This is a genomic window from Cytobacillus sp. FSL M8-0252 (assembly GCF_038007345.1).
GTDB classification, from domain to species: domain Bacteria; phylum Bacillota; class Bacilli; order Bacillales; family Cytobacillaceae; genus Cytobacillus; species Cytobacillus kochii.
In genome coordinates, this window is record NZ_JBBOWZ010000001.1 from 3,280,715 (window position 1) to 3,302,481 (window position 21,767).

The 21,767-nt window shown below is 36.1% G+C and carries 23 protein-coding genes; 4 read left to right on the forward strand and 19 right to left on the reverse strand.

Annotated elements, in window-relative coordinates:
* Positions 1 to 7 precede the first annotated feature (7 nt).
* From hemW to gpr, 4 genes are all read right to left on the reverse strand, one after another.
* On the reverse strand, positions 8 to 1,141 hold the full coding sequence (gene hemW / locus MKX83_RS16510; protein WP_095372506.1) for a radical SAM family heme chaperone HemW: 1,134 nt from the start codon (positions 1,139 to 1,141) through the stop codon (positions 8 to 10).
* A gap of 188 nt (positions 1,142 to 1,329) precedes the next feature.
* A complete protein-coding gene (lepA, locus tag MKX83_RS16515) occupies positions 1,330 to 3,165 on the reverse strand; it encodes a translation elongation factor 4 (RefSeq protein ID WP_095372505.1) in 1,836 nt (611 codons plus the stop codon).
* Between the two features lie 421 nt (positions 3,166 to 3,586).
* Positions 3,587 to 3,880, reverse strand: a complete 294-nt coding sequence (locus MKX83_RS16520) for a DUF3679 domain-containing protein (RefSeq protein ID WP_095372504.1) — start codon at positions 3,878 to 3,880, stop codon at positions 3,587 to 3,589.
* A gap of 65 nt (positions 3,881 to 3,945) precedes the next feature.
* Positions 3,946 to 5,064: a GPR endopeptidase gene (gpr, locus tag MKX83_RS16525; RefSeq protein ID WP_095372503.1), complete on the reverse strand. Its 1,119-nt coding sequence runs from the start codon at positions 5,062 to 5,064 to the stop codon at positions 3,946 to 3,948.
* A gap of 246 nt (positions 5,065 to 5,310) precedes the next feature.
* Between gpr and rpsT the strand changes: the two genes are divergently transcribed.
* A complete protein-coding gene (gene rpsT / locus MKX83_RS16530) occupies positions 5,311 to 5,574 on the forward strand; it encodes a 30S ribosomal protein S20 (protein ID WP_095372502.1) in 264 nt (87 codons plus the stop codon).
* A 67-nt stretch (positions 5,575 to 5,641) separates the two neighbouring features.
* On the opposite strand, the gene holA is transcribed toward rpsT, so the two are convergent.
* Complete coding sequence (gene holA, locus MKX83_RS16535) at positions 5,642 to 6,676, reverse strand: DNA polymerase III subunit delta (protein ID WP_095372501.1); 1,035 nt, start codon at positions 6,674 to 6,676, stop codon at positions 5,642 to 5,644.
* A gap of 340 nt (positions 6,677 to 7,016) precedes the next feature.
* Between holA and MKX83_RS16540 the strand changes: the two genes are divergently transcribed.
* Positions 7,017 to 7,151 (forward strand): YqzM family protein, encoded by a 135-nt coding sequence (locus MKX83_RS16540; RefSeq protein WP_095372500.1) that lies wholly within the window; start codon positions 7,017 to 7,019, stop codon positions 7,149 to 7,151.
* Between the two features lie 145 nt (positions 7,152 to 7,296).
* On the opposite strand, the gene MKX83_RS16545 is transcribed toward MKX83_RS16540, so the two are convergent.
* The 3 genes from MKX83_RS16545 to MKX83_RS16555 all read right to left on the reverse strand — a co-directional run bounded on the left by MKX83_RS16545 (position 7,297) and on the right by MKX83_RS16555 (position 10,970).
* Positions 7,297 to 9,615 (reverse strand): DNA internalization-related competence protein ComEC/Rec2, encoded by a 2,319-nt coding sequence (locus tag MKX83_RS16545; RefSeq protein WP_307312839.1) that lies wholly within the window; start codon positions 9,613 to 9,615, stop codon positions 7,297 to 7,299.
* An 85-nt stretch (positions 9,616 to 9,700) separates the two neighbouring features.
* On the reverse strand, positions 9,701 to 10,261 hold the full coding sequence (locus MKX83_RS16550; RefSeq protein ID WP_095372498.1) for a ComE operon protein 2: 561 nt from the start codon (positions 10,259 to 10,261) through the stop codon (positions 9,701 to 9,703).
* Between the two features lie 85 nt (positions 10,262 to 10,346).
* Complete coding sequence (locus tag MKX83_RS16555) at positions 10,347 to 10,970, reverse strand: helix-hairpin-helix domain-containing protein (RefSeq protein WP_095372497.1); 624 nt, start codon at positions 10,968 to 10,970, stop codon at positions 10,347 to 10,349.
* A gap of 91 nt (positions 10,971 to 11,061) precedes the next feature.
* Between MKX83_RS16555 and comER the strand changes: the two genes are divergently transcribed.
* Positions 11,062 to 11,886 (forward strand): late competence protein ComER, encoded by an 825-nt coding sequence (gene comER / locus MKX83_RS16560; protein WP_095372496.1) that lies wholly within the window; start codon positions 11,062 to 11,064, stop codon positions 11,884 to 11,886.
* A gap of 74 nt (positions 11,887 to 11,960) precedes the next feature.
* Here the strand turns inward: comER and MKX83_RS16565 are convergent, their stop codons facing one another.
* From MKX83_RS16565 to MKX83_RS16600, 8 genes are read right to left on the reverse strand one after another with little or no spacing between them, the layout of a single operon-like run.
* Positions 11,961 to 12,722, reverse strand: a complete 762-nt coding sequence (locus MKX83_RS16565) for a class I SAM-dependent DNA methyltransferase (protein WP_095372495.1) — start codon at positions 12,720 to 12,722, stop codon at positions 11,961 to 11,963.
* On the reverse strand, positions 12,722 to 13,078 hold the full coding sequence (rsfS, locus tag MKX83_RS16570; protein ID WP_095372494.1) for a ribosome silencing factor: 357 nt from the start codon (positions 13,076 to 13,078) through the stop codon (positions 12,722 to 12,724). Before rsfS ends, MKX83_RS16565 begins: the two co-directional genes overlap by 1 nt.
* A gap of 4 nt (positions 13,079 to 13,082) precedes the next feature.
* The gene (gene yqeK, locus MKX83_RS16575) at positions 13,083 to 13,649 is read right to left on the reverse strand and encodes a bis(5'-nucleosyl)-tetraphosphatase (symmetrical) YqeK (protein ID WP_341056584.1); all 567 of its coding nucleotides are present in this window, start codon (positions 13,647 to 13,649) and stop codon (positions 13,083 to 13,085) included.
* Positions 13,639 to 14,208 carry a nicotinate-nucleotide adenylyltransferase gene (locus MKX83_RS16580; protein ID WP_328199717.1) on the reverse strand — a complete coding sequence of 190 codons (570 nt, stop codon included), beginning with the start codon at positions 14,206 to 14,208 and terminating at the stop codon, positions 13,639 to 13,641. Before MKX83_RS16580 ends, yqeK begins: the two co-directional genes overlap by 11 nt.
* Before the next feature lie 22 nt (positions 14,209 to 14,230).
* A complete protein-coding gene (yhbY, locus tag MKX83_RS16585; protein WP_095372491.1) occupies positions 14,231 to 14,521 on the reverse strand; it encodes a ribosome assembly RNA-binding protein YhbY in 291 nt (96 codons plus the stop codon).
* On the reverse strand, positions 14,508 to 15,353 hold the full coding sequence (gene aroE, locus MKX83_RS16590) for a shikimate dehydrogenase (protein WP_341056585.1): 846 nt from the start codon (positions 15,351 to 15,353) through the stop codon (positions 14,508 to 14,510). Before aroE ends, yhbY begins: the two co-directional genes overlap by 14 nt.
* 27 nt (positions 15,354 to 15,380) lie before the next feature.
* Positions 15,381 to 16,484, reverse strand: coding sequence for a ribosome biogenesis GTPase YqeH (gene yqeH / locus MKX83_RS16595; RefSeq protein ID WP_095372489.1), 1,104 nt, complete (start codon positions 16,482 to 16,484; stop codon positions 15,381 to 15,383).
* Positions 16,485 to 16,486: 2 nt separating this feature from the next.
* Complete coding sequence (locus MKX83_RS16600) at positions 16,487 to 17,002, reverse strand: YqeG family HAD IIIA-type phosphatase (RefSeq protein WP_095372488.1); 516 nt, start codon at positions 17,000 to 17,002, stop codon at positions 16,487 to 16,489.
* Between the two features lie 388 nt (positions 17,003 to 17,390).
* Between MKX83_RS16600 and MKX83_RS16605 the strand changes: the two genes are divergently transcribed.
* Positions 17,391 to 17,531 carry a sporulation histidine kinase inhibitor Sda gene (locus MKX83_RS16605; RefSeq protein WP_095372487.1) on the forward strand — a complete coding sequence of 47 codons (141 nt, stop codon included), beginning with the start codon at positions 17,391 to 17,393 and terminating at the stop codon, positions 17,529 to 17,531.
* Positions 17,532 to 17,573: 42 nt separating this feature from the next.
* Here the strand turns inward: MKX83_RS16605 and MKX83_RS16610 are convergent, their stop codons facing one another.
* The 3 genes from MKX83_RS16610 to MKX83_RS16620 form a co-directional block, all read right to left on the reverse strand.
* Positions 17,574 to 18,353 carry a phosphatidylserine decarboxylase gene (locus tag MKX83_RS16610; RefSeq protein ID WP_307312828.1) on the reverse strand — a complete coding sequence of 260 codons (780 nt, stop codon included), beginning with the start codon at positions 18,351 to 18,353 and terminating at the stop codon, positions 17,574 to 17,576.
* Between the two features lie 451 nt (positions 18,354 to 18,804).
* A complete protein-coding gene (locus MKX83_RS16615) occupies positions 18,805 to 20,607 on the reverse strand; it encodes a M3 family oligoendopeptidase (RefSeq protein WP_341056586.1) in 1,803 nt (600 codons plus the stop codon).
* Positions 20,608 to 20,794: 187 nt separating this feature from the next.
* Positions 20,795 to 21,124: an antibiotic biosynthesis monooxygenase gene (locus MKX83_RS16620; protein WP_307312826.1), complete on the reverse strand. Its 330-nt coding sequence runs from the start codon at positions 21,122 to 21,124 to the stop codon at positions 20,795 to 20,797.
* Positions 21,125 to 21,767: the final 643 nt, after the last annotated feature.

The window sequence follows — 21,767 nt, forward strand, 5'->3', positions numbered from 1 at the left end:
GTTCTAATCATTTAATAAATGATTGAAAAACTTCATTGCCTAGCAGTCGGCCTTGCTTTGTTAATTGAATAGAATCACCTTTTATTTCTAGTAAAGACTTCTGTTCATGTCCTAGTAATTCTTCGCGAAATACCTCCATAATATCTATATCGTATTTATCCTTAAACTCTTTCATAGAAACACCTTGTGTTTTCCGAAGTCCAAGAAACATTTCTTCCTCCATTTTCTCCTTCTTCGTTACTTCATGTTTATCCATAATAGGCAACTCATTTTGATCTAATGGTTCCATATATTTTTTTAAAGGACCGTAATTCGAGCGACGATAACCTTCCACATAGCTATGGGCACCAGCACCAAACCCAAAATAAGCTTCATTATTCCAATAGGTCAAATTATGTTTACTTTCAAAGCCAGGTTTAGAAAAATTACTAATTTCATACTGCTCAAAGCCATTCTCTTTCATTTTTTCCATTAATAACTCATACATGGCTGCCTCAACATCCTCCCCAGGGGTATGAAGTTTACCTTTACGCATAAGGTTATAAAATACTGTTTTTGGCTCTATGATGAGAGAATAAGCAGAATAATGCTGAACATCTAATTGAAAGGAAGTGGTTAAAGTTTCTTGGAAGTCTGCCATCGTTTGAGTAGGCAAACTATAAATAAGGTCTATACTCATATTTTTAAAGCCAGCTTTTTTTGCTGATTCCACTGACTGATATACATCTTTCGCCCGATGTACTCTACCAATTTTCTCTAACAATTGATCATTAAATGTTTGTACACCTAAGCTTAATCGATTGACCCCATAATCATACAAAAGCTTAAGTTTTTCGTATGACAAGTCCCCTGGATTAGCTTCAAACGTAAACTCATACTCACCAGCAAGAGGTAATCTTTTGCGAATTGACTCTAGAAAAGTTGCAAGTTGCTTTTCATTCAAAGCAGTCGGTGTACCTCCTCCGACAAATATAGTCTTAAAAGGAGCGTAGTCGCTGCTGTTCATCGTAATTTCCATTTCTTTATCTAAATATTGTAGATACTCATCTACTGGTTGTCCTTTTAAGAACACTTTATTAAAATCACAATAGTGACAGATATGCTCACAAAACGGTATATGAAGGTATGCCGCTTGAATCATTACTTTCACAACCTTACTTTTTTAGGTTTCTCATCATCTAGTGATGAGTCTAGCAAAAACAATCTTTAGACTCTCCAATTTTAGTCTCTTTGTTTCTGCTTCTATTTTAAAATTTAAAACGGAAAAAAATAGGCTAGGATACGCCTATGGGAAAGCATACCTAACCTATCCTAATAAAGCAATTTATTTTATTTCTTTGTATTATTATCATCCATTTTTAATACAGCCATAAATGCTTCTTGCGGTACTTCAACTGACCCCACTTGTTTCATGCGTTTTTTCCCTTCTTTTTGCTTTTCAAGCAATTTTCTTTTACGGGAAATATCCCCACCATAACATTTTGCAAGGACATTTTTGCGCATCGCTTTTATTGTTGAACGAGCAATTATCTTTTGTCCAACAGCTGCTTGAATAGGGACTTCAAACTGTTGACGCGGAATAAGTTCTTTTAATTTTTCAACTATCACTTTTCCTCGTTCGTAAGCAAAGTCACTATGAACAATAAAGCTCAAGGCATCAACTTTCTCTGCATTTAATAAAATATCCATTTTCACTAGCTTGGATGGGCGATAACCGATTAATTCATAATCAAAAGACGCATACCCTTTTGTATTTGATTTTAATTGATCAAAAAAGTCATAAACAATTTCTGATAAAGGAATTTCATATACAATATTCACGCGTGATTCATCCATATATTGCATATCAATGAAATTGCCTCGTTTTAATTGACACAGTTCCATAATCGCCCCAACATATTCATTTGGTGCCATCATCGTTGCTTTTACATAAGGTTCTTCTACTCTGTCAATTTTTTGTGCATCCGGCATATCTGATGGGTTATCAACTTTCAACTCTGTCCCATCTGTTAGCATGACATCATAGATTACACTTGGTGCAGTTGTAATCAAATCAATCTTAAATTCGCGCTCAATTCTTTCTTGAATAATCTCCATATGCAATAAACCTAAAAATCCACAACGGAACCCAAATCCAAGTGCCTGGGAAGTCTCAGGCTCGTACTGAAGAGCAGAATCATTCAGTTCTAGTTTTTCAAGTGCTTCACGTAAATCATTGAACTTCGCACTATCAATCGGATAAAGTCCACAATAGACCATCGGGTTCAGTTTACGATAACCAGGCAACGGGTCTGTTGCACCATTCTTTGCACTTGTAATCGTATCACCAACACGTGTATCGCCTACATTTTTAATTGCTGCCGTTAAGAAACCAACATCTCCAACGGAAAGCTCATCCATTGGTGTCGATTTAGGTGTAAACACGCCAACCTCGGTCACTTCGAACTCTTTACCTGTAGCCATCATTTTAACTTTGTCGCCTACTTTAACCGTTCCATCAACGACGCGGATATAAGCAACAACCCCACGATAAGCATCATATAACGAATCGAATATTAACGCTTTAAGGGGTGCATCGGGATCTCCAGTAGGTGCCGGAACCTTTTCTACCACTTGCTCTAGAATATCTTCAATCCCAATTCCCGCTTTGGCAGATGCTAAAACAGCTTCAGAAGCATCGAGTCCAATGACTTCTTCCACTTCATTTCTCACACGTTCTGGATCGGCACTAGGTAAATCTATTTTATTAATAACAGGTAATATTTCTAAATCATTATCTAATGCCAAGTATACATTAGCTAACGTTTGCGCCTCTATTCCTTGAGCAGCATCAACGACTAATACTGCACCCTCACATGCAGCTAAACTTCTGGACACTTCATATGTAAAATCGACGTGCCCTGGCGTATCAATTAGATGGAAGGTATAAATTTCTCCATCCTTAGCTTTATATTTGAGTTGTACAGAATTTAATTTAATCGTAATGCCACGTTCTCTCTCTAAATCCATAGAATCTAGGAGCTGGTCTTTCATTTCCCGCGCAGTAAGTGCATTTGTTTTTTCCAAAATACGGTCAGCCAACGTAGATTTCCCATGGTCAATATGAGCAATAATGGAAAAATTACGGATCCTAGATTGCCTATTCAGTCTCTCTTCTCTGTTCATGTAACTTTCTTCACTCCTATATAAAAGCGCAAATCACACATATGTGTATGGTTCACAACAGTTTTCACTAGTAAGTACACTAATTGTCTGGGCTCCACAAAGTCTCTATACGATACGATCCTTCTCTCAACGATTACAATCATTATTGTTAGCCAAGTTTCTTAGCACTTAAAAAGTGGATGATATGTACTTCATTTATTTACTTGCTTCTCTTTCTAATCGAAAAGACATACATATTGTTGATTATAGCAGTACAAAATGGAAGATTCAACGAAATTCATGAATGGGTGTACAGATTCAATCGGAGTTTCATTTCTTGTGTAAGAATTGAAAAGCTAGTTGGGGAATTGTTTCATCTGAGATTATTGAACTTTTTTATTAGGCCTAGGCGGATCCTCGAATCCACCTAGGGAATGCTCTATTACTCCTCATCTTTTTCTTGTACCTTATCAACTACCATATCAATACCTGTTCTTGTAATGGCTTGAGTTCCTTCTGATATGGACTTACCTATAGATGAAAAGAGATTAAAGGACTTCATCTCCTCTAATTGTTTTTGCTTACCTTGTAAGTCGTGTGTGGATGCGCCCCTATCGTCCCCGACTGTTAGCGCACTCATCTCTACCATTGCATGATTCGCTTGCTTCATACCAAACAAAACAGAAATGAACATAAGAGATATAATTAATATAGTTGCGACCATGAATCTTTTCATTCGAATCACCTTTCCCTCATTCTAGTAATAGATTGTATGAAAAGAATAGAAAAGATAGAACCTTTTTATCGCGTATAAAAGCCTGTATTCTCTTGATTTACTTTAGAATGGAGAGCTGCATTTAATCCATTAGCTAGTAAATTAGCCATATCTTCTATAAACACATCTACTTCTTTTGGGGTCACCATCAAGTTATGTCCCAATGGAGATAATACTTCTCCGATTAATTTACGTTTTTCTTCCTCAGGTAAAGTACCCACAATACCCATAAATGTTTGTCGCTCTTTCTCCTCGGGTAAATCTTCTTCAGATAGCTTTCGCTTTTCTCCAAATGTCATTCCGGCCGGTATTAGTGAGCGAGAAGGCTTGTCCCCTTCTTTCAGTTCCTTTCCGAAATGCTTGAGGATAAAATCAATTGTGTCACTTGTAATTGAAACGGCATCAACAACAGTTGGTACTCCAATTGCAATAACAGGTACACCTAAAGTTTCTTTACTAATTTCCTTTCGTTTATTGCCTACACCTGAACCGGGATGAATCCCTGTATCAGAAATTTGGATAGTAGAATTGACCCTTTCAATTGACCTTGCTGCTAGAGCGTCCAAGGCAATGACAAAATCCGGCTTCGTTTTCTCAACAATGCCAAACAAAATGTCACTCGTTTCAATACCCGTTAAACCCATTACACCAGGCGAAAGCGCACTGACAGGACGATAGCCATCTTCTACACTCTCTGGCTGTAACTCAAATAAGTGCCGAGTAATTAGTAGGTTTTCACATACTTCGGGTCCAATCGCATCTGGGGTAACATTCCAGTTCCCTAAACCAACAATTAAACATGAATCATTAGGGCCAATACCTAGGTCTTTAATAAAGTAGGCCATCTCTTTAGCAAATAGCTTTTCCACTTGCAGTTGCGTTTCCGTATCTTGTTGTCTAATCCCCTGTACCTCTATTGTTAAATATTTACCTGGTTTTTTCCCTAGCATTTCACTTCCTTGTTCAGTCACTTCAACATAAGAGATTTTCATGCCCTCTTTTTCTTTTTCTTTAATAATAACGCCTTCGATTTGGGACTGATTATCTTCACCTTGTATTCCTTGGTTTTCTAATACGACCTCACGAGCTTCTATTGCTAAGTCCGTTCTTATCCCATATTTGCTTAGATCCAACTTCTCATTCAAAGCCAAACGACCACCTTTTTTGCGTATTATTGTAGTTTTAGGATGACCACCACTTGTTCAAATCATGCATGTTTTATATGTGAACAATATGTTTCTACAGTGAAGGAGAAGATGGATTTCCTCGTTTTGTATTGATTTATTGTCTCAGTTTTGATAGAATATCACTTGTTCTGAATTTATATTAATGATGAATACAAATATCGAGTTCATAAAAATTCGATGCCTTTTTTGTAGGAGGTGAATGGAATGCCAAATATTAAATCTGCTATCAAACGTGTTAAAACAAACGAAGCACGCTATGCACGTAACATTCAAGCTAAGTCTAACATGCGTTCTGCAGTGAAAAAATCTGAAGCTGCGATTGCTAATAACGATGCAAATGCTGCTGAAAGCTTTGCACTAGCTGCAAGCAAACTAGATAAAGCTGCTGCAAAAGGACTTATCCATAAAAATGCTGCTGCTCGTAAGAAATCTCGTTTAATGAAAAGAATGAATACTGCAAATGCTTAATTTGTAGAAATCATAAAAAGCTATCCGCATGATGGATAGCTTTTTTTCATTACATATAAAAGATTATTTATAGAACTTCCATATCCCGTTTATTTAATTTAAATAAGAATAACTCAATTAATAATTGCTTGTTCATTCCTCCGGTTTTCATTTGATAATCCGCATCTGCGAGAATATCCATGATTTGCGATAACTCTTCTTCACTAAAAAGTCTCGCTTGACCGGCGGCAAGTTTCACTCTAAAAGGGTGCGTTTTAATATATCCAGCTATCTGATTTTGTCCGTAACCTCTTCTAGACAATTCTTTCACTTGGTAAATGAGACGAAACTGATTTGTAATGACTGCCAAAATTTTGATAGGTTCCTCATTTAACTTCAATAAATCATAAAAAATTCTTAATGCTGCTTCTATATCTCTATGGACGACTTTTTCTACAAGTGTAAAGATATTTTGTTCTAAAGACCGCGACACTAATTGATCCACCATTTCAACCGTAATACGTCTTTCATCACTTCCATATAAAGCAAGCTTATCCATTTCGCTCGTTAACATAAATAAATTCATACCTGATAGTGTAAGTAGAAGATTGATTGCTTCTTCATCAATCTGTACGCCATTTTTGGATGCACGATCACGCATCCAAACATGTAGCTCTTTCTCATTCAATTGTTTCGCTTCTAACACTGCAGCGCTTTTTTTGATTTGTTTCGTTAACTTTTTACGTTCGTCTAGCTTTTCATATGCGCCTGAAAATACGAGAATCGTGTAAGGAGCAGGATCTTTCAAATAATTCTCAAGTGCATTTAATTGATGCTCTACCTTCGCTTTCCCTTTATCCGCTGTTAGAAAATAGGGATTATGTAAAATAATAAGACGGCGCTCCCCCATAAAAGGAAACGTTTCAGCGTCTTCAAGCGCAACTTCAATAGGCGTTTCTTCTAAATCATAGGTAGACAAATTGAAGTCAAGTTCTTCTGGCAGTAACGCATGATTTATTAATAATTGTTTCGTTTCATTTATAAGGTAAGGCTCGGTACCGTATAATAAATATACAGATGAGAAGCTTTTTGCTTTAATTTGCTTCCATATATCAAAAACCACTTTTTCTCGCTCCGATCATTTTTTATAAGTACTATCTATCCTATAGAAGCAAATCGATTTTGACAAGTGGAATGAAAAGAATGTACGCTGCTTATAATACCAATAAATATAAAGAAAAGCGCTTTTTAAGGCGCTTCTCAAACAATCTATATAGAAACGCTTGCAAGCAAGAGGCCTAGGATACTCTTGCTGAAGCGGTGCACCCTTATACTTATAATATGTCATGACAGTCGCTGAATTATCGCTGTCAACTCATGTAAGTAAAGGAAAAGCATTTCTAGAAGTGTAGATTTTTTCATGGAAATCACTTATACTAATTAAGGAAATAGGAGGGTTGACTGTGAACGAATTTGAAAAAAATGTCCAATCGAAACGTCACGATATTGGTGACTCCGCAATGGGATTCGTTGCTTCTTTCGGATTCTTTACCATTCTATTTGTCATTGCGGTCGCAATTAAAGCAATCGGCGCATAACCCTTGAAGGCTCATTAGCAGATACATACTTCTGCAATTTTGCATTGACATCGAGCTTTCGGAAGAGACTGCATTACGCTTGCAGTCTTTTTTATTTTTTGAAAAGAAAGTTAAGTTGTTTTCTATTGTCTGGGCATAACATATCCTATGGTAGGACAGTTGAAAAGGTTCCGTTACCTTTGAAAAAAACATAAGTAATTCCGCCATGACGATCAGTTCTTACTATTGGAATTTGATGATTTCTTAACCTCTGCAACACTTCCTCTGTTGGATGACCGAAACGATTGTTTCTACCAACTGAAATAACTGCCAGTTTAGGTTTTACTCCATCAAGAAACTTCTCAGTCGTCGAAGTTTTACTTCCGTGATGTCCCACTTTTAATACATCAACAGATAACCTTTCATATTTATTGACTAGCTTCGCTTCCCCAGCTTCTTCTAAATCACCAGTAAATAACCATGTTAATCCTCCTATGACAGCATAAAGCACGATAGACCCATCATTTTTATTATTTGCTGTTTTATCAAACGGCATAAGAATTTGAAATTCCTCAGTCTTCATACGCCAACGTACTCCAGCACTTACCTGCCGTACATTAACCTGTTTTGTGTGAGCTATCTTTATTATCTCTGTTTCTAACGCACTTCTTTCCTTCGTAATCGGGAGTAATATCTCACTTACTTCAATCATAGACAAAACAGCTGGTGCACCACCCATATGATCACTATCACCATGTGTAAGAATCAGTTTATCAATTTTCCTAATGCCTTTACTTTTCAAAAAAGGCACAACGATATCTTCCCCAGGATCAAATGCGCCGGTTCTTTCCTGCCATTCCTCTTTATCAAACGAAAGTACTCCCCCAGTATCAATTAAATAATTCCCCCTGTTATGAGGTAAACGAATGAAAATACTGTCCCCTTGCCCTACATCAATAAAGGATACTTCACCTGTAAAATAAAAATAAGGAGTGAGATAGTGAATGAAAAAGACGAAAAAAGGTGCAATGCTTGCTAATAGAAAATTCTTTCTCCCCTCCCCTTTCTCCCATTGTAAGAAGAAAAGATTGATTGCAATTAAATAGAGCAGAATAAGCCACAAAGAGGGTCTTCCTAATGTTAATACAGCCTGGGGAAAATCCGCTATTGTTAAACTCAAATCATTCATTCGCTCTAGTAATGTATTTATCCATTGAATCGGAAACCAAGCCCAAGTTCCAACAATCATATGATAAGCCAATAAGAACAGAAATAGCGGGAGAATAACAAAAGAAAAAATGGGTACAAAGAGTATATTAGCGACGAGGGAGAAGATTGAGATTTCATAGAAGGAATAAAGTAATATTGGCGTTGCTGATAATTGACAAATAAAGGATATTATAAAAAGAGATCTTATAGGAGAGGTACGTCTTTTGAGGAGAGAATAAGAAGACAAAAGTAAAACATAAGTAACTGTGAAAGAAAGCTGAAAACCAACGTCATAAAGAATAAATGGGTTAATTAATAAATAACAAACAAATACAATACATAACACATCTTGCGTTCTCATAGCTGACAAAAAAATCTTAAAAAGCGCTGCGAACATAAGCATTGCTACAGCTCGAATCACTGAAGGTGTTCCTCCGGCAAGGATGCCATAGATCGGTAACAAACCCACTAAAATCATCAACATATGCTGTCTTGTCACACCTAGCCTTAAGCCCACAAATAAGAGCATTCCAGCTAATAAACTTACATGCATACCTGAAATAGCTAATAAATGAATAATGCCTAATCTTTGATAAGCTGTTTCAACGGTTTCATCTAATTGCGATCGGTCTCCATAAACTAGAGCATTCACTAGTGGTGCGGTCTCATTTGGAAAATACTTACTCACGTATTGGATCCCTTTTTCCCGCAATTGCCAAATTTGTGTAACGATATTCGTATTGCCCATTTGGCAGCTTCGTAAATCAAATTGGTCAGTTTGAATTTGCCAGTGAATACCTTTGCGCTCTAAATATTGTTGGTAATCAAAGCTATGAAAATTTGTTGCTTTTTGCGGAGTTTCTAGTTTGCCCATCACATTACATATCAGACCTGTACTCGTTACCTTCTCCAGTGAGTCTTTCTCTTCCTTAGATGGAATATAGTATGTAAATACGAGCTTTTCATTTGAAGGTTGATCGATCGCTTGAGCAGAGAGATGATCTCCATCAATGACCCATCCATGAGTAAAGGTCAGCGTGAAATCAGTCCTTTCACTTCTTATATCAGTCCCATTATCATAAGAAGCAACATAACCTCTAATGAAAAATAACACACTACATAAAATAAATAATAATGTCAGTCTTCGAGAAAGATACCTTGTAAAAATACTAAAGAGAAAAAATAGGAAAAGGGGTATGAAATAAAAATAAGAGGAGAAAGAAGATAAGAGTGAAAAAATCGCGACAAGGGAGCAAAAAAACCATTTCCCTGGCAAAGAAATCTCACCACCCATTTAGAATAGTATTGTACACCAAGAGGATGAAACGGCTCGCTACCTAATAAACCGTTTCATCCATCAATTATTTTAAAATTGTTTCTACTTCTTCTTTTAATTGAGCATCTAGAGCGTTCTCACCTTTTAAGTCTCTAATTTCAACCAATAACTTCTTAATTAAGTCGTTCTTTTCTGTTGCTTTTGCATCTAACTGTTGTTGATCGAAAGGTACTTTCTTTAACGAGACTCCAGCTTGTTGAAATAGCTCGATCCCATATGGATGATTTTTATAGTCCTCTGCATAGTATACCTTTTTAATGCCTGCTTGAATAATCGCTTTACAGCATTGTAAGCATGGAAAATGAGTTACATAAATTTCTGCATTCTCTGTTGGTACACCAAATTTCGCGCACTGTAAAATCGCATTCATCTCCGCATGTATTGTTCTAACACAATGATTGTCAATGACGTAGCACCCTTCATCAATACAATGATCGCCACCTGTGATTGACCCATTATATCCACCTGCGATCATTCGTTTATCGCGAACAATTGTTGCCCCTACAGTTAATCGTGTACATGTACTTCTTAATGCTAGTAAATGGCTTTGTGCCATAAAATATTGATCCCAAGAAATTCTGTCCATTGTACGTCTCTCCCTTTTTTAAAAACATCCTCATATTTTAGTTTAATCACACCATACATGTATGGTCAAATCCATTTTCATCTAATCAATTAACACTTATTAGATCTTTTAGTTTTTCAAACGTTTTTTCTCCAATTCCTGATACTTCTTTTAAATCTTCAATAGCTTTAAAAGAGCCGACTTCCTCTCTATACGAAAGAATATCTTCTGCTTTTGAAGGGCCAATCCCTGGCAGTGTTTCAAGCTGTTCAATCGTTGCTTGATTCAAATTGATTTTCCCATCATTACCCTCGTTTAACGGCGGTAATGACGACACGCCCTCTTCCCCCACTTTTGGAATATAGATAACCATTTCGTCTGTCAGTTTCTGAGCAAGATTGACTTGTTTTTGATCCGCTTCACTTAGAAACCCTCCTGCAACTTGAATAGCATCTACAATACGCTGGGTGCTTTTTAATTCATAGACGCCAGGGTCTTTGACTTCTCCTTTAATGTCAACCATAACATCATCATCTGAATAATTCTCTTCTTCTTCTTGAGATATTTCCCCCCCTTCTTCAAAACCTTTATCATCAAGCAACCATTCATTTTCCACTTCAACCGTATTGTTTTGATTTAGAAGTGGGGAGAGCAACCACATACATAAAGCACCAACAATGAATCCAGCGGCTATTACAATATACAGGGCGTATTGCTTCACCCATTCCATTTTCATCAATTCCTTTCAATAGACATAATTTCAACTGGTGCTTCATATTTTTAATAGGAGTCATTTTTTGTTGGCGAAGGAGGGATGTATTTTGAATATCGGTATAATTGGCACAGGCAATATGGGGAGAATTTTGACAGAAGCCTTGCTTGATAGCAAAGCTGTTTCCCCTTCTTCCATTACCATTACAAACCGTACCATTGCAAAATCATTGGAGATAAAAAAAGCATATCCAGATATCAATGTGGCACGAGATGCACTGACAACTGCAAAGATGTCTTCGCTTATTTTCGTGTGTGTCAAACCGCATGATGTTTACGAAGTCATTCAAACCATTCAACCGAGTCTAAATAGAGACAAATGCGTCATCTCTATTACAAGTCCTATTGCAGTAAATCAATTAGAGTCTGTCTTGTACTGTTCAAGTGCAAGAGTCATTCCGAGTATTACGAACCGAGCATTAGCTGGTGTCTCTCTAGTCACATATGGAGATCATTGCTCAAAAGAATGGCGAGAAAGTATTCAATGGCTGTTTGAACAAATTTCTGTCCCTACCATTATTGAGGAGAATATTACAAGAGTGGCTTCAGATATCGTTAGCTGTGGTCCTGCATTTTTTAGTTACTTAACCCAACGATTTATCGATGCCGCCGTTAAGGAAACAAAGATAGATAATGATACAGCCACAAAATTAGCTAGTGAAATGCTGATAGGTTTAGGGGAATTGTTGCGCCAAGGACATTATACATTACCTACTTTACAAGAAAAGGTGTGTGTAAAGGGCGGAGTTACTGGCGAAGGCATAAAGATACTTGAAAAAGAGTTAGGAGATATGTTTGAACACTTGTTCCAAGCGACTCACTCAAAGTTTACTGAGGATATAAACCTGGTTAAAACGCAATATACAACTATTTAATAGTTCTATAAAAAATGCCATAACCCTTCTAACAAAAAAAGAGTCTCGGAATTTTTTCCGGGACTTTTCTTTGTTTATATTCTGTTTTTCAGCTTTTTACAAATAAAAAACAATCTTTCAGCATCGTTCATTTCTCTATTTTTCTCATTAAAATCAACGAAAAAAGTAGTTATTTCAAAACCTGCCTCTTTCAACCACTGTCTGTATACGTCAAATTCATACGTTCTCTGAAAATGGCATTCATCATATCGTTTGTATGTGCCTATTTTTTCATCAAGGACGAAGAATGACAAATCATGTTCCACACTATGAGGAAATTCCCCTTCAAAACTTTGCCAAATATAACTTACGTCTTCTTCATTCAGGGCAAACGTTTGATTAACAAACAAATCATCAATTTTATGAACGGTATGCACGTCAAACATAAACAAACCGTCATCAGCTAAATGTTCATATACACCTGAGAAGGTAGATTTTACTTCATCTTCTGATTGGAGATAGTTCAATGAATCACAAAAAATAGTAATGATATCATAGCAACCAATTTCATCTAATTGGGACATATCCTGCTCTAAAAATTGAATTGACAGGGCTTCGCTCGCTGCTTTTCTTTGTGCAACCGCAAGCATATTGTCTGATAAATCAGCCCCAGTCACTTCATATCCTTTTTTAGCCAATCGCAAAGACAGCTCACCTGTTCCACAAGCAAGATCTAGGAGGCGCTTACCTTTTAATTGATGAAGATTACACTGTGATGCAACAATGGATACCCACTTTTCATAAGGTGCATCTACCATTAATCCATCATAGAGATAAGCAAATTGCTGATAACTCATTACGGTTGCAGCTCACTTTTAATATCTTCCGTTTTTGCATCGCCCCAAAGACGTTCTAAGTTATAATAACTTCTTTCATCACGATGGAACACATGTGCAACGATATCCCCTAAGTCAACTAAAACCCAGCGTGCTTCATCAAACCCTTCCATTCTTTTGACTTCATAGCCGCTTTCTTCAGCTTTGTCTTTTACCTCTTTAGCAATAGCTTGCACTTGCTTATCTGAATTCCCGTGACAAATAACGAAATAATCCGCTATTAACGAGATTCCTTTCATATTTAGTGCCACAATATCTTCTGCTCTCTTACTGTCTACTGCTTTAACAACTGTTGTAAGTAATTGTTTTTCTGACATATCATCAACCCTTTCTATTCATCACTAAATCATTGTACATCGTTAATGTGAGCGGATAGACTGATTGATTTTTTTTCATTAGAAAAAGAATAGAGTTTTTCACAGCTTGAATTAATGCTTCATCCAAATCACGCTGTGCAAGTTCTCTCACTTCTTCAACACCAGGAAAATGCCTACCCGGCTCAATATAGTCCGCTAAATACACAACTTTCTCTAATAATGACATATTAGCTCGCCCTGAAGTATGATAGCGTATTGCCTCTAATATTTCACGATCAGTAATACCAACTTTCGTTTCGACTAAATATGCGCCCACTGGTGCATGCCATAACTCACTATTATATTCTAGTAAGTCTGAAGGCATGTCTTTTGCTATGATACACGCTTTCATTTCTTCCTTAGGATGAAATTTAGCATAATCATGAAAAATGGCGGCCATTTCAGCTTTCTTCACATCTGCTCCGAATCTTTCTGCCAATTCAATGGCACTGTTCATCACACCAATAGTATGTTGATATCGATGGTCTGTTAATTGTTCTTTGACAATCTCTAATGCCTGTTCACGGTTCATATAGGTGATTCTCCTCCATGTATGTGCGGACATTTTCTGGCACTAAATACTTAATTGTCTTTCCATTTTGCATGCGTTCTCTAATCAAAGTAGATGAAATGCCAATCTCAGGAATCTCAACATAATCAACGGGATATTTGGTCGTTAATTGATAATCTGGTCTCTTTACACCTACAAAAGTAACAAGATCAAGTAAATAATCTATATCACGCCATTTATGCAGATACTCAACCATGTCCGCGCCAATAATAAAGAAAAATTTTGTATCTTTCTCTCTTTCATGTAAGATCTTGATCGTATCAACAGTGTAAGAAGGACCTTTTCTTTCTAATTCTACTAATTCTATTTGAAATTGTGGATGATCACTAACCGCTCTTCTTAATAATGCTACTCTATCTTCATTACTTAAAAAGTAACTCTTCTTTTTATGAGGTGGCTCTTGGTTAGGCATAAACCAAATCTCGTCTAAGTCTTTTGCATGCAATACTTCATTAGCGATAATTAAGTGACCTAAGTGAGGAGGATCAAATGTACCTCCTAGGATTCCTATTCTTTTCATCCTTTTCCCCCCACAGGATCGTTTAAGGTAATTTAATTTGTTTATTCTCTTTTGATTGTTTATAAAGCACAATCATATTGCCAATCACTTGTACAAGTTCCGCTTTAGTTCCTTTAACTAACAATTCGGCTACAGTATCCTTATCTTCATCACAGTTTTGTAAGATGCTTACTTTTAATAGTTCTCTTGCTTCTAATGCTTCCGCAATTTGCTTCACCATATTATCATTTACGCCGCCTTTTCCCACTTGGAAAATCGGGTTTAAATGATGTGCTTCTGATCTTAAATATCTCTTTTGCTTACCTGTTAACATAATTTCCTCCTAATTGTTGCTCCACATTTCTTCTCATTCGTTCCGTGTCTGGCATTTGAGAAGTCCATAACTCAAACGCTAACGCTCCTTGATAAACAAACATCTCTAGTCCATTTTGTACACGGGCTCCCTTTGCTTTTGCTTCTGCTAAAAAGGCTGTTTCAAATGGATTATATATAATATCGCTAACAAAAACGTCTTCACGCATAAGATTAAGATTAAGTGGTTTTTCATCCATTCTCGGTGACATTCCAATCGAAGTCGTTTGAATGATACAATCATATTCGTCCAGTTTATGTGCTGCATCATCCAATGTCAATGCTCGCATATCTACCTCATACGGACAATCAGCAATCAATTGCGCTGCACGATTAACGGTGCGATTGGCAATTGTGATATGTGAAACACTCGCTTGTGCTAAAGCATAGACAATAGCTTTAGCAGCCCCTCCTGCACCTACTACCAATATTTTATTTTCACTAAACTGTGGTTGATGGTTTTTCAGCCCCCGGAGGAAACCCGTTCCATCCGTATTATAGCCAATTAACTTTCCATCCCTGTGAATGACAGTATTTACTGCCCCTATTGCTTCTGCTAAAGGATCTAGTTCATCTAAATACGCCATAATAGTCTCTTTATGTGGCACAGTCACATTAAATCCTGCAATACCACATGCCCTTAAGCCCTTTATGGCATCCGATAGATTTTCCGATTGAATATGCAACGGTAAATAATGCGCATCCATTTCGTAGTACTGAAATAAATCATTATGCATCACAGGTGACATCGAATGTGCAATAGGATCCCCAATTACTGCATAAAACTTCTCCACTCTTCTTCTCCCCTTTGACAATAAGGATTATATCAGTGATTTTCTTAGTGAAACATTAACACCCTTAGGTACATATGCTGCGATTTTGCACCCTGCTGTAGGTACTGTTATCCAACCTAACCCTGAATAAACGACATCTGTCTTATCTTCTTTTATTGTAAATTCATGACGAATGAGTTCAGGAAACTCGTCTAATTCATCCTTACGAGGTGGTGTCAACATTTCTCCAGCATGCTTTTCGTATAATTCATCTGCTTTTTCTAATTTTGTCCGATGAATTTGGATTTCATTAGAAAAATGACAAATAAATGATGTCCGGTCACCATGAATAAAATCAAATCGACTTAATCCACCAAAATAAAGGGTTTGACCATCATTTAATTGGTATACTTTCGGTTTTATTTCTTTTTTCGGTGTAATGATTTTCAAGTCACGTTTGTCAATATAATGTGCCATTTGGTGATGATTAATAATACCTGGTGTATCGATGAGGGCTTTTCCATCCTCTAAAGGAATTTCAATCATATCTAATGTTGTTCCTGGAAAATGAGAAGTAGTAATGATATCTCCTTCTCCAGTTACCTCTTTTATTATCCTGTTAACAAACGTTGACTTTCCAACATTCGTGCAACCGACAATATATACGTCCTTACCTCTTCTATACCGATCAATTTCTGCTGCTATTTCTTTCATTTGTTGACCTTTCGCAGCACTAACTAAAAAGACATCTTCAGGTTTCAAACCAAGTTCCTTCGCCTGCTGTTTCATCCAGTGAATTAATTTATTATGATTCACTGATTTTGGTAGTAAATCTACTTTATTACCAACTAATAATACTTTATTATTACCTACAAACCTGTGCAATCCAGGCAACCAACTGCCATTGAAATCAAAGATATCAACAATCTTTACAATTAAAGCATCTTTATTTCCTAAGCCATTTAGAATTTTCAAAAAGTCGTCATCTGTTAAACTGACATCCTGTACTTCGTTATAGTGTTTTAGGCGAAAGCAACGCTGACAAATAATTTCTTCTTTTTTTAATGCTGAATTTGGCGCATAACCTATTTCATTCGGATGCTCAGTTTGAATATGCACACCGCATCCTATACAAACGTATTCTTCTTTCAAAGTTAATCCTCCCAATTAATCATACCTTTTTTCTTAAACCAGTTGAGTATTCTTCTTTCTATCGTACGATTGATTTTCGTAAAAAACCCATCTGTTTTTGCAACAGGTACTACTAAAATCGTGTTAAATCCACTTCTATTTCCACCTAATACATCTGTTAATAACTGATCACCAACGACAACAACTTCATGCTTTTCCAGTTGCATTTCTAGTAACGCGCGTTTAAAAGCTCTTCCCATCGGTTTTCTTGCTTGATAAATAAATGGTGTTTTTAAAGGATCAGAGAAATTTTTCACTCTGCTCTCATTATTATTAGATACAATCGTTACTTTAATATCACTTAAGCGCATTTGTTCGAACCAATTAATTAATTTTGGAGTAGCATTAGGTCGATCCCATTCAACTAACGTATTATCTAAATCAGTAATAATCCCTTTAATTCCTTGTTCTTTCAAGATATCTGGAGTAATTTCAAAAACATTCTTTACATGTTGATCCGGTAGAAAATTCTTTAGCACGACCGTTTAAACACCTCATTCTTCATTATTTCAAGCTATCATCTTATTCTGACCTAATATGACATATCACAATCAAATGGTCAATTAGCATTATTCTATATTCGAAAATGAATAATCGAATAAATAGAACTAAAACTTTTCGACAAATTCCAACATTACCCTTTTTGTGGATAACTTTATACACATTATACACTGTGAGATTATTTACTCGTACAGAGATATAAACAGTTTAATCACACTTTATCCACTTTCCACTGTGGATAAACGAACGATTGTTCTATCTTACTCATTCTGCTATGGTAGAAGTAACAACAAGAACTTCTTTTAAAATAGCCCTGTTCTTTAGATAAACGAGAACGAATGAGACGTAATGGAGGTGTGATCCTACATGCGAAAGTTATCTGATGAGCTATTAATAGAATCTTATCACAAAGCTATTCAACTTCAATTATCATTGGATTTCATCCGCCTTATCGAAACTGAAATTCACAGAAGATCCTTATCAAATAGAATAAAAGCTTCTTCCTAGCAGAATCATCGCCCTCCACAATTGTAGGGCTATTCTTTTTGTCTACACAATATGACCAATTACTTCTCCAACTTTTATTGGGGCTGGAAACTGTATTGTCGGTACCAATTGAAAGGCATCTTTTTGAAATAACAAAATCACTGTCGAGCCAAATGAAAAATAAGCAACCTCTTCACCTTTTTTCAATGAGTCATTTTGATACGTCCGCTCAATTGAATTGACAAACATGGCCCCTACTTTGACCATTGCTAATTCGCCACCGTCATATTGAATTTCTGATATTTTGCGATAATTTTTAGATAAAGTATCTTTACCAAGAGTTAAACCCCATTTATTCACTGGGTAAGATTTCTTTCCTAAAGTCCATTGCCTCTTTACTTGACCATCTACGGGACTATGAATACGGTGATAATGACTAGGACTTAAGTAGAAAATCATATACGTCCCACCTTTATATTTCTCCGCTTCTTCAACCCCACCAAGCATTTCTGCAATAGAGTAATCTTTCTCCTTCACAGTAATCACATGTTTACTATCCACCATACCTATATCCTCAATCATAGCATCAACAGGGCTAACAATTGTATCCTCCCCTTGATGAATAGGCCGGGCATCTTCCTTCAATAGACGTATAAAGAATTCATGTAATGTATGGAATTGATCCAAATCTCCTTTAATTTCATCTTCGTTAATACGATACGTCTTAGAAAACGGTTTAATTAAAAATCTACTCATTTTAGATCTTGCAAATTTATATAATATCGATGAGGTCATTCGACCATTCGTTAATTCAATCAAAGTTCGATATATCGCTTGCTTCATCTTTAACACCTTTCTATACTTTTTTTCCAAGGAATAAGCACCTATTTCGTAAAGGTGTCTCTCTTCATTTTAAATTTCTCTAATTCTACTACTCGTTCTTCATTTCTTAAAGTTCATCTATCGTCACTGAATATTTATCATAAATAAAGTCAATTATGTTTATGTTTTTTCTTTATGCATTAAAGAAAGGGGTGTCTTTCATATATAATAAACCCACCCTCACCGACTGCTATTATATCACTAGTTAACAGTCCAGCCTATTAAAATTATCGTAAGGAATGATGATTGTAAAGAGGAAAGAATGAATATGTTGTAAACTTGAGATGATTTACATAGATAGAAGGCATCATTCTAGAGATTTTCGAAGATAGTGAAGATTCATCTTTTGATAGAGGCTAAGCAAAAATCGTATATTAATTGGTCATACTATCCCTAGCCTCTATTCTTTCTTTTATAATGAAGTAGTCAACTGCATAAACTCCTCAATATCCTTTATACAAAGGCTCGCAGCGTTTTCCCAAAAGTCAGGTTTTGTTAAATCCTCATTTAGATGCTTCATCGCAAGAGATTCAACGGTCATAGAACCAGTATCTTTTAATAAATTTACGTATTTCTTTTCATAACTTGGGCCTACTTCTTGTGCTTGTTTATAGATACCCAATGAGAAAAGATAGCCAAATGTGTAAGGGAATTGATAAAAAGGTGTATGGGTATTATAAAAATGCAATTTGGAAGCCCAAAAATACGGATGATAATGTTCTAACGAATGACCATATGCTTGTTTTTGCGCACTTGTCATCAATTCATTTAATCGCTCTCGTGTGACTGTACCTTTTTTTCTTTCTTCATAAAAAGCGGTTTCAAACAAATAACGTGCATGTATATTCATAAACATCGTAACAGTCCGACTAATTTTATCATCCAGAAGAATCACTTTTTCCATTTTTGTTTCCGCCTGCCTTACTGAAGCATCAGCGACAATTAGCTCCGCAAAAGTCGATGCTGTTTCTGCTACATTCATGGCATATTTTCGATTAAAGAAAGGGATGTCTTTCATTACAAAACTGTGAAATCCATGTCCAAGCTCATGCGCAAGTGTAGAAACATTACTAGGTGTCCCAGAATATGTCATAAAAATCCGTGACTCCCCACTGTCGGCAAAATATGTGTGAAATCCTCCTGGACGCTTATTCGGACGATTCTCAGCCTCAATCCAACGGCCTTCAAAAGCTTGTACTGCAAATGTTTTCATTAAAGGACTAAATGTACCAAATTGTTCAATGATAAACTTCGCGCCCGCTGTGAAATCTTTCTTTGTATCTACTTTACCGATCGGTGCATCTAAATCAAACCAGCTTAATTTATTTACCCCAAGTAATTTTGCCTTTCTTTCTAAATAACGCGTAACTGGTTCTTTATATTTCTCTACCGCTGCCCACATACTATGTAAGGTTTCTTCTTTCATTCGGTTATTAAGAAGCGGCTCTTTTAAAGGGCTATTCCAACCTCTTTTCTTATTTGCCATTAATCGATACCCTGCTATGTGATTTAATGCTTTTGCAAAGATAGGAGATTTCTCCTCCCATGCCTGTTCCATTTGATTAAAGACCTTTTCTCTTAATGCTGCATTTGACTGTCCCATTATATTATTCGCTTGTCCTACAGATAATGTTGTTTGGCCATTCTCATCTTCATATGGAATAGCAATCATACTAACAGTTGTATGATATAACTCTCCCCAACTGTGAAATCCATCCATACTTAATGATTGAATTAAATCTTCTTCTTGGATTGATAATTTTTCCTGAGCCATCTGTCGCCATTCGTCTAAAACAAAAGCTACCGGAGTAAGAGTTTTACTACTTACATATTGCTTCCATTCATCATTACCTATAAGTGCCAATTTATTTTGAAAGGTTAATAGCACTGTCGAAAAAGTGGATGATTGTTGCATGACTTGCATTTGTAACCGTTCAACCAAAGGATCTACCGTATTCTCAGCTTTTAAACAACTGACGAAGGCGCTTGCCTGCATGAGCTTTTTAAATACTTCTTCAGATGACCTTAAAACTTGTCCTATACTATTTATAGTATGTTCTTCATTTTCTGTTATTTGCATATCGTTAGCCAGTGAAGCGAATTCTTCCATCAAGATATCTATTTGCTCTAGATAATTTTGAAACGATTGTGATTGACTACCTCCTTCAAAAAAGCTTTCTAAATCCCAAACCTCAGTATAAGTTGTATGAGTCATTCTAATCTCTCCCTTCTAATATTTAAATACTATCAGAGGTTTCAGATTATTAATACTTTTTGGAACGGTTTATATGGCATAAAAATACTCCCTTATAAGTACCAAGCTTATTACTTGTCTACCTATAAGGGAGCGTATCCTAGTGTTTTTCCGTTTATTTTTACTTGACTATGCAAAATGTAGAAGGTTATTTTGCTTCGATTGCAGGTGTTTTAATTGTTTCAACATGATATAGACTGCCTTCAGTTTCTAGAATAAATTCAGGCTTTGGTTTTCCTCTACTTGCTTTATGTCCAGCAATGTGTGCTTCGCTTTTCTCCCAGTTCTTCCAATCCTGTTCCGATTCCCAACGAATTTGCAATATAACTTCTTCATTTCCTCTACGTACTTTTTTTACCATAACTGTGATGTCAATAATCCCTGGTTGTTCATCAATAATGCCTTTTTGGCTGAATTTTTCCACAAGGTGATGGGCATTACCTTCAGTTACAGTAAATTTTTTCATTTGAACGAACATATTTAAATCCACCTCTATATTTAATGATATAACTTCATTTTAATCGATAATGATTATCATCGTCAACCATATGATCTATTTCACTACAATCTTATCACTGTAGGTATAAGATACTGATTCATTGGTAAATTGTCTCTCTCTTTATAAGGAAAAGTTTTATGCATGTTGAGAAAATCCAGTCTGTGCAGCTCTCATTTGAGGTCTTGAACGCGCCGTTATTGCCGTTTACAGCATTCTGAGGAAAAAACGGAAATAAGTGCGCAGTCAACATTAAATAAAGCTTTATGTTGAGTTGAACATTCATAAAATAATCCAATCGATGCGGGGTTCCCTTGATAATCACACAGGTTACAGTGTTTCTTCATTTTGGGATACTCTCGACTTCCTTTACTCACTTGCATTAGGCAAGTTATATGCGGAAATCAATCATTAGAAATCCGCTTTTATGTGGGCAATCGATAATATTCACACATCTCAAATTCATATTATACTAGTAATTAAAAGTACTTGGTTTAAATTTATTGTGTCAATGATTAAACGACCCTTTTCTTCATAAAGCTCGTTCATTTCAATACTATCTTTTACATAGCTCTTACCTTACATTGCAGTCATTTTTCTATACTACAAAGAAACCACAGCATGG